At 57.4% G+C, this 15,464-nt stretch carries 13 protein-coding genes; 3 read left to right on the plus strand and 10 right to left on the minus strand.

Annotation, left to right across the window (positions count from 1 at the left end; genetic code table 11):
* Positions 1-98: 98 nt before the first annotated feature.
* Positions 99-854 (minus strand): S9 family peptidase, encoded by a 756-nt coding sequence (locus ABWL43_RS25985; protein WP_145162677.1) that lies wholly within the window; start codon positions 852-854, stop codon positions 99-101.
* The gene (locus ABWL43_RS25990; RefSeq protein ID WP_404485322.1) at positions 844-1,953 is read right to left on the minus strand and encodes a DUF3182 family protein; all 1,110 of its coding nucleotides are present in this window, start codon (positions 1,951-1,953) and stop codon (positions 844-846) included. Before ABWL43_RS25990 ends, ABWL43_RS25985 begins: the two co-directional genes overlap by 11 nt.
* A gap of 239 nt (positions 1,954-2,192) precedes the next feature.
* Here ABWL43_RS25990 and ABWL43_RS25995 point away from each other — a divergent pair, with 239 nt between their 5' ends.
* Positions 2,193-2,756: a cysteine hydrolase family protein gene (locus ABWL43_RS25995; protein ID WP_404485325.1), complete on the plus strand. Its 564-nt coding sequence runs from the start codon at positions 2,193-2,195 to the stop codon at positions 2,754-2,756.
* Between the two features lie 21 nt (positions 2,757-2,777).
* Here the strand turns inward: ABWL43_RS25995 and tam are convergent, their stop codons facing one another.
* A complete protein-coding gene (tam, locus tag ABWL43_RS26000) occupies positions 2,778-3,539 on the minus strand; it encodes a trans-aconitate 2-methyltransferase (RefSeq protein ID WP_242201312.1) in 762 nt (253 codons plus the stop codon).
* A 101-nt stretch (positions 3,540-3,640) separates the two neighbouring features.
* Between tam and ABWL43_RS26005 the strand changes: the two genes are divergently transcribed.
* A complete protein-coding gene (locus ABWL43_RS26005; protein ID WP_404485328.1) occupies positions 3,641-4,549 on the plus strand; it encodes a LysR family transcriptional regulator in 909 nt (302 codons plus the stop codon).
* Between the two features lie 161 nt (positions 4,550-4,710).
* Here the strand turns inward: ABWL43_RS26005 and ABWL43_RS26010 are convergent, their stop codons facing one another.
* The 3 genes from ABWL43_RS26010 to ABWL43_RS26020 form a co-directional block, all read right to left on the minus strand.
* Positions 4,711-6,483: an ATP-dependent nuclease gene (locus ABWL43_RS26010; RefSeq protein ID WP_404485331.1), complete on the minus strand. Its 1,773-nt coding sequence runs from the start codon at positions 6,481-6,483 to the stop codon at positions 4,711-4,713.
* A 226-nt stretch (positions 6,484-6,709) separates the two neighbouring features.
* Positions 6,710-7,237, minus strand: coding sequence for a single-stranded DNA-binding protein (locus tag ABWL43_RS26015; RefSeq protein ID WP_010467282.1), 528 nt, complete (start codon positions 7,235-7,237; stop codon positions 6,710-6,712).
* Positions 7,238-7,246: 9 nt separating this feature from the next.
* Positions 7,247-8,641 (minus strand): MFS transporter, encoded by a 1,395-nt coding sequence (locus tag ABWL43_RS26020; RefSeq protein WP_404485334.1) that lies wholly within the window; start codon positions 8,639-8,641, stop codon positions 7,247-7,249.
* A gap of 178 nt (positions 8,642-8,819) precedes the next feature.
* Here ABWL43_RS26020 and uvrA point away from each other — a divergent pair, with 178 nt between their 5' ends.
* On the plus strand, positions 8,820-11,654 hold the full coding sequence (uvrA, locus tag ABWL43_RS26025) for an excinuclease ABC subunit UvrA (RefSeq protein WP_404485337.1): 2,835 nt from the start codon (positions 8,820-8,822) through the stop codon (positions 11,652-11,654).
* Positions 11,655-11,719: 65 nt separating this feature from the next.
* Here the strand turns inward: uvrA and bfr are convergent, their stop codons facing one another.
* From bfr to ABWL43_RS26045, 4 genes are all read right to left on the minus strand, one after another.
* The gene (gene bfr / locus ABWL43_RS26030) at positions 11,720-12,184 is read right to left on the minus strand and encodes a bacterioferritin (RefSeq protein ID WP_015886133.1); all 465 of its coding nucleotides are present in this window, start codon (positions 12,182-12,184) and stop codon (positions 11,720-11,722) included.
* 155 nt (positions 12,185-12,339) lie between these two features.
* Entirely contained in the window at positions 12,340-13,788 is a 1,449-nt protein-coding gene (locus ABWL43_RS26035) for a catalase (RefSeq protein WP_315975611.1), read from the minus strand.
* A 241-nt stretch (positions 13,789-14,029) separates the two neighbouring features.
* Positions 14,030-14,416, minus strand: coding sequence for a 50S ribosomal protein L17 (gene rplQ, locus ABWL43_RS26040; protein ID WP_003176402.1), 387 nt, complete (start codon positions 14,414-14,416; stop codon positions 14,030-14,032).
* A gap of 41 nt (positions 14,417-14,457) precedes the next feature.
* A complete protein-coding gene (locus tag ABWL43_RS26045) occupies positions 14,458-15,459 on the minus strand; it encodes a DNA-directed RNA polymerase subunit alpha (protein WP_003176403.1) in 1,002 nt (333 codons plus the stop codon).
* Positions 15,460-15,464 lie beyond the last annotated feature (5 nt).

Consider the following 15,464-nt stretch of genomic DNA (forward strand, 5'->3'; position numbering starts at 1 on the left):
AGGACCGGCGCCATCGCGGGCAAGCCCGCTCCCACATTGGGAATGCATTCCACTGTGGGAGCGGGTTTGCCCGCGATGGCGCTTGAGAGGGCAACGCTTTATCGGGCCTGGATGATGCTCAACCGCTCACCCACTACCATCTCGGTAATCCAGTCCACCAGGATTGAGGTGTAGGCCTGCTGAGACACCGGATCACTCAACGAGTGATCGGCGCCGTCGATGATGCGGTGGGTCAACGAATGTGTCTGCTGGCACGCCGCGCGGTAGCTCATGATGGTGGCATGCGGCACGTGATCGTCGGTCTGCGACTCGACGATCAGCACATCGCCGGTGAATTGCGCGCAGGCATGCAGGGCGCGATTGGTTTCGGCGTGTACCAGCGTGCTGCGGTAATCCATCAGGTCGGCCTTATCCAGGTCGCGCTTGGGCTTGAGCCATTCCTGGTCGCGGTACAGCGCCGGCACGCGCAGCGCCAGCCAGCGCACCGGGCGCAGTGAGGTGAGGATCGCCGCCAGGTAACCCCCATAACTGGTGCCCACCACCGCCACGGCCGAGGTGTCGATGGCCGGGTGCGACAGCAAGCGGTCGTAGGCCGCCAGCAGGTCGCGCAGGTTGTCTTCGCGGGTAACGCGCGACAACGGAATACCAGTGCCGGCGTGGCCGCGCAAATCAAAGGTCAGGCATACGCAGCCCAGGCCGGCGATGCCTTTGGCGCGCTCGAGGTCGCGCTCCTGGCTACCGCCCCAGCCGTGCACAAACAACACGCCTGGCACTTTGGATTTAGGGCTCAGGAATGTCCCGCTCATTTGTTCGTCGTCGATGTCGATCGCAATGCTTTCACTTCTAGCCGTCATAAGATTTAACCGTCACGTACTTGAGAAGAAAGTCGCTGTTGTCTGCAGGGCCGCGGTACACCTCGATGGCGTCCGCCGGCAGCGGTTGGTCCACGTAGGTTTCCACCGATGAAACGTGGATGGCACGCAGGCTCGGGTTATTGATGAAGCTTTGCAGCGCCGCGACTTCCGCGCTGCTGGCGCCGCCCATGCGCCAGGATTGTTCGAGCACGCCGCTGCGGCGTTGGCCGTCACTGTCCAGGCCTTGGGCAATGTCGTAGTTGCGGCGCGAGGCATAGAAACCAGGGTAGGCCTCATCGGCGGCGGTGTCGAAAACCTGGGCTTGTTCGATGGCCTCGCGCACGTCGTCGGGCAGGTCGAGCTTCAGCAGGTCTGCGTAGGAGCCAGGCACGACGAGTAAGTCGGAGCCGCCGTAGACCGCTTCGCCCTGCCCGTCCTCAGTGAGGTACTGCTCGCCGCAATAGCTGATGACGTGACCGCCGATAAAACTCTGGCCCACACTGTGGGTGATCACCTCGTGCAAGTCCTGCTCGAGCACCACGCCTTCGGTAAAAAGCGTTGCCACGTCGGGCCGCGCCAGCAGCGCTTCGAACTCGTCGAGACTGTGGATAACTTCCTGCCCCCGACCGGCGCAGGCATGCACGGGCTTCAGGCGGATCGGCCCGCTGTAAAGCAAGCGCGTGGCGGCGGGCAATGCATCTTCAAGGGCAAAGACGCCAAGGCCATCAAGCACGACCGGGCGCACCCGCTCGGCAAACGCCGACGACCAGCCTTCCGGCGCCGTCGCTTCGGGGCTGAGCAGGCCATGGGTGATGGCTTTGGTGCAGATGAAATCGTAGTCGACGTAACCGCCCCACACATCCTCTGGGCCTTTTACCTTCAGCGCCAGCGCCTGGGCGGCGCCCACCAGGGTTTGCGTTGGCAGCACGTACACGTCACGTCCGGCATGTTGCTGCGGGTCGTAACTGCCGCCGAATTTCAGCCCCAGAATCTGTGCCAGCCATCGCGCCAGCGCGCGGTTGGTTTCAACCTCGTGCTGCGGCGCGCCCGCTCGCGTGGAATGAGCAACCACCAGCTTCTTGCGTTGAGTCGGGGTCATGCGTCCCCCTTGGCTATCCCGCCATGTGTGTACACCAATGGTTGCAGGGATCAGGCCAAGGCGGTTTCAGGAAAGAGCGTCTTTAAATCAATCAGTTGCTTAAAAAGCGATGGCAGTTGGCCTGTCTTATTCTGCACGACAGGCGGTTGAACAGGCGGCGTTCTGCACGATTCCCTCAGCCGCTGCGGCTGGCGCCAGCTAAGATACCGGGCCCATTCCTCTGCAACGAGACATCACCCATGGCCAAGCAAGCGCTCATCCTCATCGACATTCAGAACGACTACTTCCCTGCAGGCAAGTGGCCGCTCGACGGCGTGGACGCGGCGGCAGACAACGCAGTGCAGGTGCTGCAGGCCTTTCGCCAGAAGGGCGACGCGGTGATTCACGTGCGCCATGAGTTCACCTCCGAGGACGCACCCTTTTTCACACCGGGCTCCGAGGGCGCGCACCTGCATGCCAAGGCCGTGAACGAGGCGAATGAACCGGTGGTGCTCAAGCACTTTGTGAATGCGTTTCGCGGGACAGATCTGCGGGCATTGCTGGAGCAACGGGCCATCACCGAAGTGGTTGTGGCGGGCAACATGAGCCATATGTGCATCGACGCTGTGGTGCGGGCTGCGGCGGACCTGGGCTACAAGATCACGCTGCTGCATGACGCGTGTGCGACACGGGACCTGGAATTTAACGGGCAAGTGATTCCGGCAGCCCAGGTGCATGGGGCCTATATGGCTTCACTGGCTTTTGCCTACGCAGACGTGGTGTCGACGGATGAGTACTTGAAGGCACAAGCGGCGACGGCATGACCGCCACTTGTGTACCGAGCCTTAACGAGTCGCGATGATGAAAAGGCGAGGGAACGGCAGCAACACAGTGCCATCGCCCAGTGCTGGATACGCCTGGGCAATCCGCGCCTGATATTCATGCAGAAAGGCGACTTTTTCGCGCTCGGTCAACGGTGCAAGAAAGGGCCGTAATGCCGACCCCTTGAACCATTCCACCACAGCGGCGTGATCCGCCAGTGGGTGCAGGTAGGTGGTGCGCCACACATCGACAGTGCTGCAGTGCTTGCTCAACAGCTCGTAGTAATAGCTCGCCGCGTGCCGTTCATTGTGTTTGACCGAACCGATCTTCGCCGCCCATGGGCCCTGGGCAGCAACTTCGCGCGCCAAGCGGTGGGCAGGCTCGTCCAGGTTGTCGGGGGTCTGCACGGCCAGGGTGCCGCCGGGCGTCAGCTGATTGACCAAGTGCGGATACAGCGTGGCGTGGTCCGGCAGCCATTGCAGCGAAGCGTTGGCCAGAATCACGTCACACGGCTGTGCCGGTGCCCAGGTGCCGATGTCGGCCAATTCGAAGTTCAGCGCCGGCAGGCGTTTGCGTGCATCGATCAGCATGTCGCCGGAACTGTCCATGCCGGTGACGTGCGCCTGTGGGAAACGCTCGGCCAGAACTTCGGTGGAGTTACCGGGGCCACAACCGAGGTCGACCGCAGTTTTTACCGGGCTATCTGGAATGGCCGCGACCAGGTCACGAACCGGGCGGGTGCGCTGCTGTTCAAACATCGTGTATTGCTTGGCTGACCAGGTCATCACGGCTTTCCTTCTTTTCGAGAGTGGCCACAGCCTAAATCTTGTGAGCCATGAGAACAAATGCCAGGATTGGCAACCTCCCATACCTTGAAAGTATCCCTATGCTGGAGCTTCGCCAACTCAGAGCCTTCGTAGCGATTGCCGAGGAAGGCTATATCACCCGCGCGGCGCAACGCTTAGGCATGCAACAACCGCCGCTGACCCGGATGCTGCAAAGCCTGGAGGCCGAGCTAGGCGTGACACTGATGGAGCGCCTGCCGCGCGGCGTGCGCCCCACGACTGCCGGCCTGGCGTTGCTGGATGAAGCACGAGAAGTCTTGGCGCGTGCCGATGGGATCGCCGATATCGTGCGGCGCGCCGCCCGCGGTGAGCGTGGTCGGTTGGCTATCGGTTTTACCAGTTCGGCGGCATTGCACCCGTTCGTGCCGAGCGTTTTGCGCGTGTTTCGCGAAACGTTTGTCGGCGTCTCGGTGGCCCTGGAAGAAGCGGGTACCGGCGAGCTGCTGGACGCGCTGGCCCATGAAAGACTCGACGCGGCGTTTATCCGCTCGCCGCTCAGCGGCAGTCAAACGCTGCAGGACCAGCCCATTCTGGTGGAGCCGATGCTGTTGGCGCTGCCTACCGATCACCCGCTGGCAAACGACGCCGCAACTCCCCTGCCCCTGGCGGCACTGGCCACCGAAGCCTTCGTGCTCTATCGGCGTCGCGTCGGGCTGGGTTTGTATGACGCGATTCTGGTGGCCTGCCGTGAAGCGGGTTTCAGCCCGCAGGTGGTCCAGGAAGCGCCGCGCATGACCGCGACATTGAGCCTGGTGGCGGCGGGCCTTGGCGTCTCCATCGTGCCAGCGTCCATGCAGCGGCTAAGGGGGGATGGCATTGTTTATCGCGAACTGACGGACTGCCAAAGCCTGATGGCGCCATTGCATTTGGCGACGCGGGTCGGTGACAGCTCGGCGGTGCTGCAACGCTTCCAGGAAATGGTGGTGACAGCGGCTGCGGCAGAGGCCTGATCTAGGAAATAACTCGGAGACAACTCTAGCAAGCTCACCCGGCTACTTTGTCGTCTGGATCACACAAAATAAACGCCAGCCATCACACCAAAGGTAGGGCTGGCGCGCTATGTAACGCGACTCAGCCAACCGGGGTATAACAAACTCGACTAGCCAATAGATTAAGACGCGAAATACTTGTGAACATCTTGAACAAGTTGTTTCAAGCTTACAGGCACCTGAGATGTTTCTTGCATCCTTTTCACAACAAAGGCAGCAAAGTCATTTTTTTTCGTCCATTTCACTCGACGCTGGATTAAACGACGGCATTTACAATCGGAAACACTCAGCTCAAGCAATGAATCAAACGACTGATCGGGAGGAAGCTTCTCTGCGTTCTGTAGGACAACATCTTTTCGTGTTTCCAACCAACCTTTTGATTCGGCATGGTCCCATGCCTCTGCACCGCATATCTCTTCAATCGCGATTGACAACTTAAAGCCGGCCTTTAGCACCTCCCTTAGCTCATCATCGCCATTTGATCTACCAAGTTTGAAATATTTCAGTGTCCCCTTTAAATCCAAAGCCTTCATTCGCTGATTCAAGATCTCTTCAGCGTCCGCTCCAGCTTGGTCGCTATCCAAAAGAATCGCAGTTTTTCCTTTCACATCGGGCACAACAGAACGCGCAGTGGCGTATCCAACTGCCCAATTTGTACCTGCCCCTGATCCGGACTTCGTGAATATCGTGAATGGCAATGGCTGGTCAAATAAAATTGAACATGCTTTCTCAATGATAACCTTATCAGTATCACCTTCAACACATAGCAATGACTTATCATGATGCAATGATTGAGCGCTAATGCCCTTCAGCTGAAGCAATAATTCCTCTCGCTGGACTGCTGCAACCTTTAAATACGGCTCAATGAAAGGCATCAAACCTAAGCCATTATCAAGAGACTGAGTAGTAGTCGACTCTTGAAAGCTAGTAATGCCGTTGTTTCTAGTAGCATATAAAGCACACGCATCCTCTTGTGACTTTGCCACACTATAAAAGGCAGGAGAGTGGGTTGTAAGTAAAACCTGAATACTGTCGGAGCAACTATAAAACTCTTCAGCTTCCTCGATCTGCTTGGCTAGTTCCAAATTATTCTCTGGTTCTTCATACCCGAAAATCGTCTCAGGCGAAGGTCTACCTCTAGCGAAGTTAGCTTTACGCTGTTCCGCAAGAAATCTCAGAATTATTGGAATGTGTCGCCCTTGGACACCATCACCACGATGTTGTAATGGAGTTGCCGCATGCTTATCTGCAGTTTTAAAGTCTAGAATTTCAAAAAGACTACCTAAATCAGTTGGTAGAGAAAACTCCGTCTTGAGATTGAACAACCTTAAAGCCTCATCCTCAATACCAGAAACTTCAGTTCGAATACTTTTTAAAAACTGGCCAGAAGCTTTTGCAAGCTTTGGAGCGATTGTTTCAGCCAAAGTATTATGCAGCCTTCTCTTTAAAGCGAAGAAAAATTCTTCTCCTCGAATAGCCGGAACATATTCATATCCAATTTGCCGTAACCAATACTCAGTTTTCGATCTTGCACTAAACTGCTTGCCGCCTACCATACCTACTTGTTCATCGTGAGGAACAATTGATCCCTCTCGCCAAACCTTACGCCAAACAACAGGATCATTATCCGTATAGTTGAAAGGTGGCTGAATTTCAAGCTCCACAGTGATCTCTTTAGCACGATTGACGCGACCAACTGCTTTCTGACAGTAATCATTACCGAAAACCAAACTTTTACCAACATCAGTTTGATTATTAAAAAAAAGGTTCAGAGCGCGTAGAACATTACTTTTCCCCGAATCGTTGGCACCCGCCAGAACAGTGTAGTTCCTAGGAAATATCTCAACATCAACCAATGAGCGAAAGTTTTTAATTTTTATTCGAGTGATGTACACGGGCGCCCTTCCGTAAGCCGTATTAGTAATTGCCGCACAATACTATAAAATGATAAAAGATATCAACATGCCATCACTCACCCTACAATGAGACTCGGCAGATAAAATTGCGAACCTCGACTAAGTACGCATTCAACCACGAGGTAACGACTGTCTAGCGAAATAAAAAACCCCCGCATCGCGGGGGTCTCAGGTCTAAACCTAACAAAACAGTCTTAGGTAGGAATTAGAACGGGATATCGTCATCAAAGCTGTCGAAATCCGGAGCAGGCTGTGGGGCGGCCTGTTGTGGAGGCGGCGCCTGACGCGACTGTTGCGGTGCCGACTGCTGCGGACGCGGAGCCTGCTGGCGCGGGGCCGGAGCGGACTGCTGGTAGTTGTTGCCCCCGCCTTGTTGGTCGCCCTGCTGTGGACGGCCGCCGAGCAGTTGCATGGTGCCTTGCATGTCGACCACGATTTCAGTGGTGTAACGCTTGATGCCGTCTTTTTCCCACTCGCGGGTTTGCAGTTTGCCTTCGATGTAAACCTGCGAACCTTTGCGCAGGTACTCGCCGGCGATCTCTGCAACCTTGCCGAACATCGACACGCGGTGCCATTCGGTTTTCTCGACCTTCTGGCCGGTCTGCTTGTCAGTCCACTGTTCGCTGGTCGCCAGACTCAGGTTGGTCACGGCGTTACCGTTAGGCAAGTAGCGAACTTCGGGATCCTGGCCGCATGTACCGACCAATATGACTTTGTTAACCCCACGGGCCATAACGTTCTCCTAAGCTGGGCGCGCTGTCGGCACTGGGTTGACCAGTTGCTCGAGCGTCGCGCGATCCAATAATTCGGTGTCCAATTTGATGTAAATGGCCGCCTCTTCAGCGACCACCACTGCATCTGTTACCCCGACGACGGCCTTCAGGCGCTCTACCAGGCCAGCTTCACGAATTGCTTCGGGCGACAGCGGCAGGCGCAGGCTTGTGACGTACGGAGGTTCGCGCATGGTAACAGCAAAGACCAGCCAGAGGGCAGCCAGCCCGGCGCATCCGAGGAACACAACCGACAAACCGCCATGCTGGAACATCCAGCCGCCCATGATGCCGCCAAGCGCAGAGCCGAGGAACTGGCTGGTGGAATAAACCCCCATCGCCGTGCCCTTGCCACCGGCCGGTGAAACTTTACTGATCAGCGAAGGCAGCGAAGCCTCCAGCAGGTTGAACGCGGTGAAGAACACCACCGTGCCGATCACCAGCGCCCGCAGGCTATCGCCGAACTCCCAGAAGAATAGCTCAGTGAGCATCAATGTCGCGACGGCGCCCAGGAGAACTCGTTTCATTTTGCGTTTCTTCTCGCCGTAGATGATGAACGGGATCATGGCGAAGAACGAAATCAGCAAGGCTGTCAGGTAGACCCACCAGTGCTGCTCCTTGGGCAGGCCGGCTTTTTCGACCAGGGCCAGGGGCAGCGCGACGAAGCTGCACATCAGCATCGCGTGCAACACGAAGATACCTAAATCCAGACGGAGCAGGTCCGGGTGCTTGAGCGTCGGCAACAATGCCTTGCGTGCGACGCCGGACTCACGGTGCTGCAAAGTGCCGGTGGAGCGCGGCACCATGAAGGCCACGATCAAGATCCCGAACAACGCCATGCCGCCCGTGGCCAGGAACAGTCCGTGCAAACCAAAGGCGCGCGTCAGCAATGGACCCACCACCATGGCCACCGCGAACGACAGGCCGATGGTCATGCCGATCATGGCCATGGCCTTGGTGCGATGTTGTTCGCGGGTCAAGTCCGAGAGCAGCGCCATGACGGCCGCAGAAATTGCGCCGGCGCCCTGCAACACGCGCCCGGCGATCACGCCCCAGATCGAATCCGACTGCGCGGCAAGCACGCTGCCGAGCGCGAACACGATGAGCCCCAGGTAAATCACTGGGCGACGGCCGATGCGGTCGGAAATGATCCCGAACGGAATCTGGAAAAGCGCCTGGGTCAGGCCATAGGCGCCAATCGCCAGGCCGATCAGGGCGGGGGTCGCGCCTGCGAGATCCATTCCATAGGTCGCCAGCACCGGCAACACCATAAACATGCCAAGCATACGGAAGGCGAACACCAGGGCCAGACCGCTTGCTGCTCGGGTCTCGCCGCTACTCATGCGTTCGCTGTGGGGATCGTGCATGGAAAAACCTCGTGTGAACCGGCGGCGATTCTACCAGTCCCATCGATTGAGAGGGTATATGCGGCGCTTTGCCGCGCAGCTTTCATGTAAGGCTGCAACCGGCACTTTGACAGTGTATATTCATCCAGTCTTTAGCCGTATACTCCTGCATTATTTACGCCCGCCGTGCGAGGCCATCTTGGACAAGATCCTGATTCGTGGGGCTAGAACCCACAACCTGAAGAACATCGACCTGACCCTGCCCCGGGACAAACTGATCGTCATCACCGGCCTGTCCGGCTCCGGCAAATCGTCCCTGGCGTTCGACACGCTGTATGCCGAAGGTCAGCGTCGCTACGTGGAATCGCTGTCGGCCTATGCCCGGCAATTCCTGTCGATGATGGAAAAGCCTGACGTCGACACCATTGAAGGCCTGTCGCCGGCAATTTCCATCGAGCAGAAGTCAACCTCCCATAACCCGCGCTCTACCGTGGGCACCATCACCGAAATCTACGACTACCTGCGTCTGCTGTATGCGCGTGTGGGTATTCCGCGCTGCCCGGACCACGATATTCCCCTGGAAGCCCAGACCGTCAGCCAGATGGTCGACCTGGTGCTGGCCCAGCCGGAAGGCGCCAAGCTGATGTTGCTGGCGCCGGTGATTCGCGAGCGTAAAGGCGAACACCTTTCGGTCTTCGAAGAGCTGCGTGCGCAAGGTTTTGTGCGCGCGCGCATCAACGGCAAGCTGTATGAGCTGGATGAAGCGCCGAAGCTCGACAAGCAGAAGAAGCATTCCATTGATGTGGTGGTCGACCGCTTCAAGGTGCGCGCCGACTTGCAGCAGCGTTTGGCCGAATCGTTCGAAACCGCGCTGAAGCTGGCGGATGGCATTGCGCTGGTTGCACCGATGGACGACGAGCCGGGTGAAGAGGTTATCTTCTCCGCGCGCTTTGCCTGCCCGATCTGCGGCCACGCCATCAGCGAGCTGGAACCCAAGCTGTTTTCCTTCAACAACCCGGCCGGTGCTTGCCCGACCTGCGATGGCCTGGGCGTTAAACAGTTCTTCGACATCAAGCGCCTGGTCAACGGTGAGCTGACTTTGGCGGAGGGTGCGATTCGCGGCTGGGACAGGCGTAACGTCTATTACTTCCAGATGCTGGGGTCATTGGCCTCGCACTATAAGTTCAGCCTGGAAGTGCCGTTCAACCAGCTGCCGACCGAGCAGCAGAAGGTCATCCTGCACGGCAGCGGCTCGCAGAATGTCGACTTCAAGTACCTGAACGACCGTGGCGACATCGTCAAACGCTCGCACCCATTCGAAGGCATCGTGCCGAACCTGGAGCGTCGTTACCGCGAGACTGAGTCGGCGAGCGTGCGTGAAGAGCTGGCCAAATTCCTCAGCACTCAGCCTTGCCCGGATTGCCGCGGCACGCGTCTGCGTCGCGAGGCACGGCATGTGTGGGTGGGCGAGAAGACACTGCCGGCCGTAACCAACCTGCCGATTGGCGATGCCTGTGAATATTTTGGTGTACTCAAGCTGACCGGCCGCCGTGGGGAAATTGCAGACAAGATCCTCAAGGAAATCCGTGAGCGCCTGCAATTCCTGGTTAACGTTGGCCTGGACTACCTTTCGCTGGATCGCAGTGCGGACACGCTGTCTGGCGGTGAAGCTCAGCGGATTCGCTTGGCCAGCCAGATTGGTGCTGGCCTCGTGGGCGTGTTGTACATCCTCGATGAACCGTCGATTGGCCTGCACCAACGGGACAACGACCGCCTGCTGGGGACGTTGAAGCACCTGCGGGATATCGGTAACACCGTGATCGTGGTCGAGCACGATGAAGACGCGATTCGCCTGGCGGACTACGTGGTCGACATCGGCCCGGGCGCGGGTGTGCACGGTGGCCATATTGTTGCCGAGGGCACGCCTGCCGAGGTAATGGCTCACCCGGACTCTTTGACCGGCAAGTACCTGTCTGGCCGCGTGAAGATTGAAGTGCCGGCCAAACGTACGCCACGCAACAAGAAAATGGCGCTGCACCTGAAGGGCGCACGCGGTAACAACTTGCGCAACGTCGACCTGGAAATTCCGCTGGGTCTTTTGACCTGCGTGACCGGTGTTTCCGGCTCGGGCAAGTCGACACTGATCAACAACACGCTGTTCCCGCTGAGTGCCACCGCCTTGAACGGCGCGACCACCCTGGAAGCGGCCGCGCACGACAGCATCAAGGGCCTGGAGCATCTGGACAAAGTCGTCGACATCGACCAAAGCCCAATCGGCCGTACACCACGCTCCAACCCGGCGACCTATACAGGCTTGTTCACCCCAATCCGCGAGCTGTTTGCTGGCGTACCCGAATCCCGCTCGCGGGGTTATGGGCCGGGCCGGTTCTCGTTCAACGTCAAGGGCGGGCGCTGCGAAGCGTGCCAGGGCGATGGCCTGATCAAGGTAGAGATGCACTTTCTGCCGGACATCTACGTGCCGTGCGACGTGTGCAAGAGCAAGCGTTATAACCGCGAAACCCTGGAGATCAAGTACAAGGGCAAAAGCATCCACGAAACCCTGGAGATGACCATCGAGGAAGCTCGGGTGTTCTTCGACGCGGTTCCTGCGTTGGCGCGCAAGCTGCAAACGTTAATGGATGTGGGCCTGTCGTACATCAAGCTGGGTCAATCGGCGACAACCTTGTCCGGCGGCGAGGCGCAGCGGGTGAAGTTGTCTCGTGAGCTGTCCAAGCGGGACACTGGCAAGACTTTGTATATCCTCGATGAGCCGACCACGGGTCTGCACTTCGCCGATATCCAGCAATTGCTGGACGTACTGCACCGCTTGCGTGACCACGGCAATACAGTGGTGGTTATTGAGCACAACCTGGATGTGATCAAGACTGCCGACTGGCTGGTGGACCTGGGGCCGGAAGGCGGCTCCAAGGGCGGCCAGATCATTGCGGTGGGCACACCGGAGCAGGTTTCCGAGATGCCGCAGTCGCATACCGGTTACTACTTGAAGCCGTTGCTGGCACGCGATAAAGCCTGATTTTTCGGGCGCATGAAAAAGCCCCTGTCACTTTGCGGTGACAGGGGCTTTTTTGTAGCCGGGAATCAGAACTGCGATTGCAGGTAATTCTCCAGGCCAACCAGCTTGATCAGGCCCAACTGCTTTTCCAGCCAGTAGGTGTGATCTTCTTCGGTGTCGTTGAGCTGCACCCGGAGAATTTCGCGGGTCACGTAGTCGTTGTGCTGCTCACAGAGCTCGATGCCCTTGCAGAGTGCGGCACGCACCTTGTACTCGAGGCGAAGATCGGCTGCGAGCATGTCAGGCACCGTAGTGCCCACATCCAGGTCGTCGGGACGCATACGCGGCGTGCCTTCGAGCATCAGGATACGGCGCATCAGCGCGTCAGCGTGCTGTGCCTCTTCTTCCATTTCGTGGTTGATACGCTCGTAGAGCTCGGTAAAGCCCCAGTCTTCGTACATGCGCGAATGGATGAAATATTGGTCACGAGCTGCCAGTTCGCCCGTCAGCAACGTGTTGAGGTAATCGATTACGTCGGGGTGACCTTGCATCGCCCTACATCTCCCTGCTTGAAAGTCTGTAGTTTGAACCATGATGACCCGAAGGTCACGGGACCAACGGCAGAAAAGTGAAGATTTCCGGAGAAAAGTGGCTGAAATAACGCAAAAACCGCCCAAATGAGGGCGGTTCTGCTTATCGTTTAGACTTAACTAAGCGTTACACCCAATACCTTTGCGATTGCGTCTCCATAAGCCGGGTCAGCTTTGAAGAAATGCTGCAGTTGGCGCTGAACCACATCGCTGGTGACGCCGGCCATTGCACCGGCAATGTTGCTGACCAGCAGGGCTTTTTGACTCTCGTCCATCAAGCGAAACAGTGCACCGGCATGGCTGTAGTAGTCGGTGTCCTCACGGTGATCGTAGCGATCAGCGGCACCGCTCAGGGCCAGGGCGGGTTCTGCATACTGTGGCGCTTGCTTGGGCGCATCAGCGTAACTGTTTGGCTCATAGTTAGGCGCTGCGCCACCATTGCTGCCGAAGGCCATCGAACCATCACGCTGGTAGCTGTTTACCGGGTTGCGTGGGGCGTTCACCGGCAATTGCTGGTGATTGGTACCCACGCGGTAGCGGTGAGCATCGGCGTAAGCGAATACGCGGCCTTGCAGCATGCGGTCAGGTGACAGGCCGACACCCGGCACCATGTTGCTTGGGCCAAACGCGGCCTGCTCTACTTCAGCAAAGTAGTTCTGCGGGTTACGGTTGAGCTCCAGTTCGCCGACTTCGATCAGGGGAAACTCTTTCTGCGACCAGGTCTTAGTCACATCGAAGGGGTTCTCGTAGTGAGCGTTAGCTTGGGCTTCAGTCATGATCTGAATGCAGACGCGCCATTTCGGGAAGTCACCCCGCTCAATCGCACCAAACAAATCACGCTGTGCGTAATCAGGGTCTGTACCGGCCAGGCGCGCAGCTTCAGCGGGTGCCAGGTTCTTGATCCCTTGCTTGGTCTTGTAGTGCCACTTAACCCAGTGACGCTCACCACGAGCGTTGATCAGGCTATAAGTGTGACTGCCAAAGCCGTGCATGTGACGGTAGCCGTCAGGAATGCCGCGATCCGAAAAGAGGATGGTGACTTGATGCAACGCTTCCGGAGAGTGCGACCAGAAATCCCACATCATCTGCGCACTTTTCAGGTTGCTTTGCGGCAAGCGCTTTTGGGTGTGGATAAAGTCCGGGAATTTCAGCGGGTCACGGATGAAGAACACAGGCGTGTTGTTGCCCACGATGTCCCAGTTACCTTCCTCGGTGTAGAACTTGAGGGCAAAACCGCGAGGATCGCGCTCAGTGTCGGCGGAACCGCGCTCGCCGCCGACAGTGGAAAATCGCAGAAACGTCGGTGTTTGTTTTCCGACGGACTCGAACAGTTTCGCGCTGGTGTACTGAGTGATGTCTTGAGTAACGGTGAAAGTACCGTAAGCACCCGAGCCTTTGGCGTGCACGCGGCGCTCAGGAATGTTTTCACGGTTGAAGTGTGCGAGCTTCTCGATCAGGTGGAAATCGTCGAGCAGCAGAGGACCGCGCGGGCCGGCGGTACGGGAATTCTGGTTATCGGCAACGGGCGCACCGCTGGCGGTAGTAAGGACTTTACTCATGCTCAATCTTCCTCAGGTCAGACTCGGAACTGCCGGCTAATCGGCTTGGAGGAAGTATCGACCATCAAGATGACACCATCAAATGCATTAAATCATGACCTTTGATAGAGAATAACTAATGAGCCATTCGCGCAAACGGCGATGGGTTGATAGAAGCGCGGGCAGCGACGCAGGAAATCCAGGTGTTTTTTTAGACGCGCACAAAAAACCGGGCACTAGGCCCGGTTCTTCGTTGCAGACTGTCGTCTTACTCGGCGGATACAGCTTCGCCGGCAGTAGCACGATCAACCAACTCGACGTACGCCATAGGCGCGTTGTCGCCAGCGCGGAAACCGCACTTGAGGATGCGCAGGTAGCCACCCTCACGGGTAGCGTAACGCTTGCCCAGGTCGTTGAAGAGCTTACCAACGATAGCTTTCGAACGAGTACGGTCGAAAGCCAGACGGCGGTTAGCCAGGCTGTCTGTCTTGGCCAAAGTGATCAGCGGCTCAGCAACGCGACGCAGTTCTTTAGCTTTCGGCAGTGTAGTTTTGATCAGCTCGTGCTCGAACAGCGACACCGCCATGTTTTGGAACATGGCCTTGCGGTGCGAGCTGGTACGGCTCAGGTGACGACCACTTTTACGATGACGCATGGTTCATTCCTTACCAAACTCACGTTCGGTGATTACGACGATCAGGCAGTCGCCTTGTCGTCCTTCTTAAGACTTGCAGGCGGCCAGTTGTCGAGGCGCATGCCGAGGGACAGACCGCGGGAGGCCAGAACGTCCTTGATTTCAGTCAAGGATTTCTTGCCCAGGTTCGGAGTCTTCAACAGTTCTACTTCGGTACGCTGAATCAGGTCACCGATGTAGTAAATGTTTTCCGCCTTAAGGCAGTTAGCCGAACGTACAGTCAGTTCCAGATCGTCAACCGGGCGAAGCAGGATCGGATCGATCTCGTCTTCCTGCTCGATTACCACTGGTTCGCTGTCACCTTTGAGGTCGACGAACGCAGCCAACTGCTGTTGCAGAATGGTTGCAGCGCGGCGGATAGCCTCTTCAGGATCCAGAGTACCGTTGGTTTCCAGATCAATAACCAGCTTGTCCAGGTTAGTACGCTGTTCGACACGGGCGTTTTCCACCACGTATGCGATACGGCGAACCGGGCTGAACGAAGAGTCAAGCTGCAAGCGACCAATGCTGCGGCTTTCGTCTTCATCGCTCTGACGCGAGTCGGCCGGTTCATAACCACGACCACGAGCTACAGTGAGCTTCATGTTCAGGGCGCCGTTAGACGCCAGGTTAGCGATTACGTGATCGGGGTTAACGATCTCGACATCATGATCCAGCTGAATATCGGCAGCGGTAACCACCCCCGAACCCTTCTTCGACAAGGTCAGCGTAACTTCGTCACGGCCGTGCAGCTTGATAGCCAGACCTTTAAGGTTCAACAGGATTTCAATTACGTCTTCCTGTACACCTTCGATGGCGCTGTACTCGTGGAGCACACCGTCAATCTCGGCCTCGACTACTGCACAGCCGGGCATTGAGGACAACAGGATGCGGCGCAGCGCGTTGCCCAGGGTGTGGCCAAAACCACGCTCGAGAGGCTCGAGAGTGATCTTGGCGCGGGTTGGACTGACAACCTGCACATCAATGTGGCGGGGTGTCAGGAACTCATTTACCGAAATCTGCATGGATG

This window comes from Pseudomonas sp. HT11, from assembly GCF_044875395.1.
In the GTDB taxonomy this organism is placed as follows: domain Bacteria; phylum Pseudomonadota; class Gammaproteobacteria; order Pseudomonadales; family Pseudomonadaceae; genus Aquipseudomonas.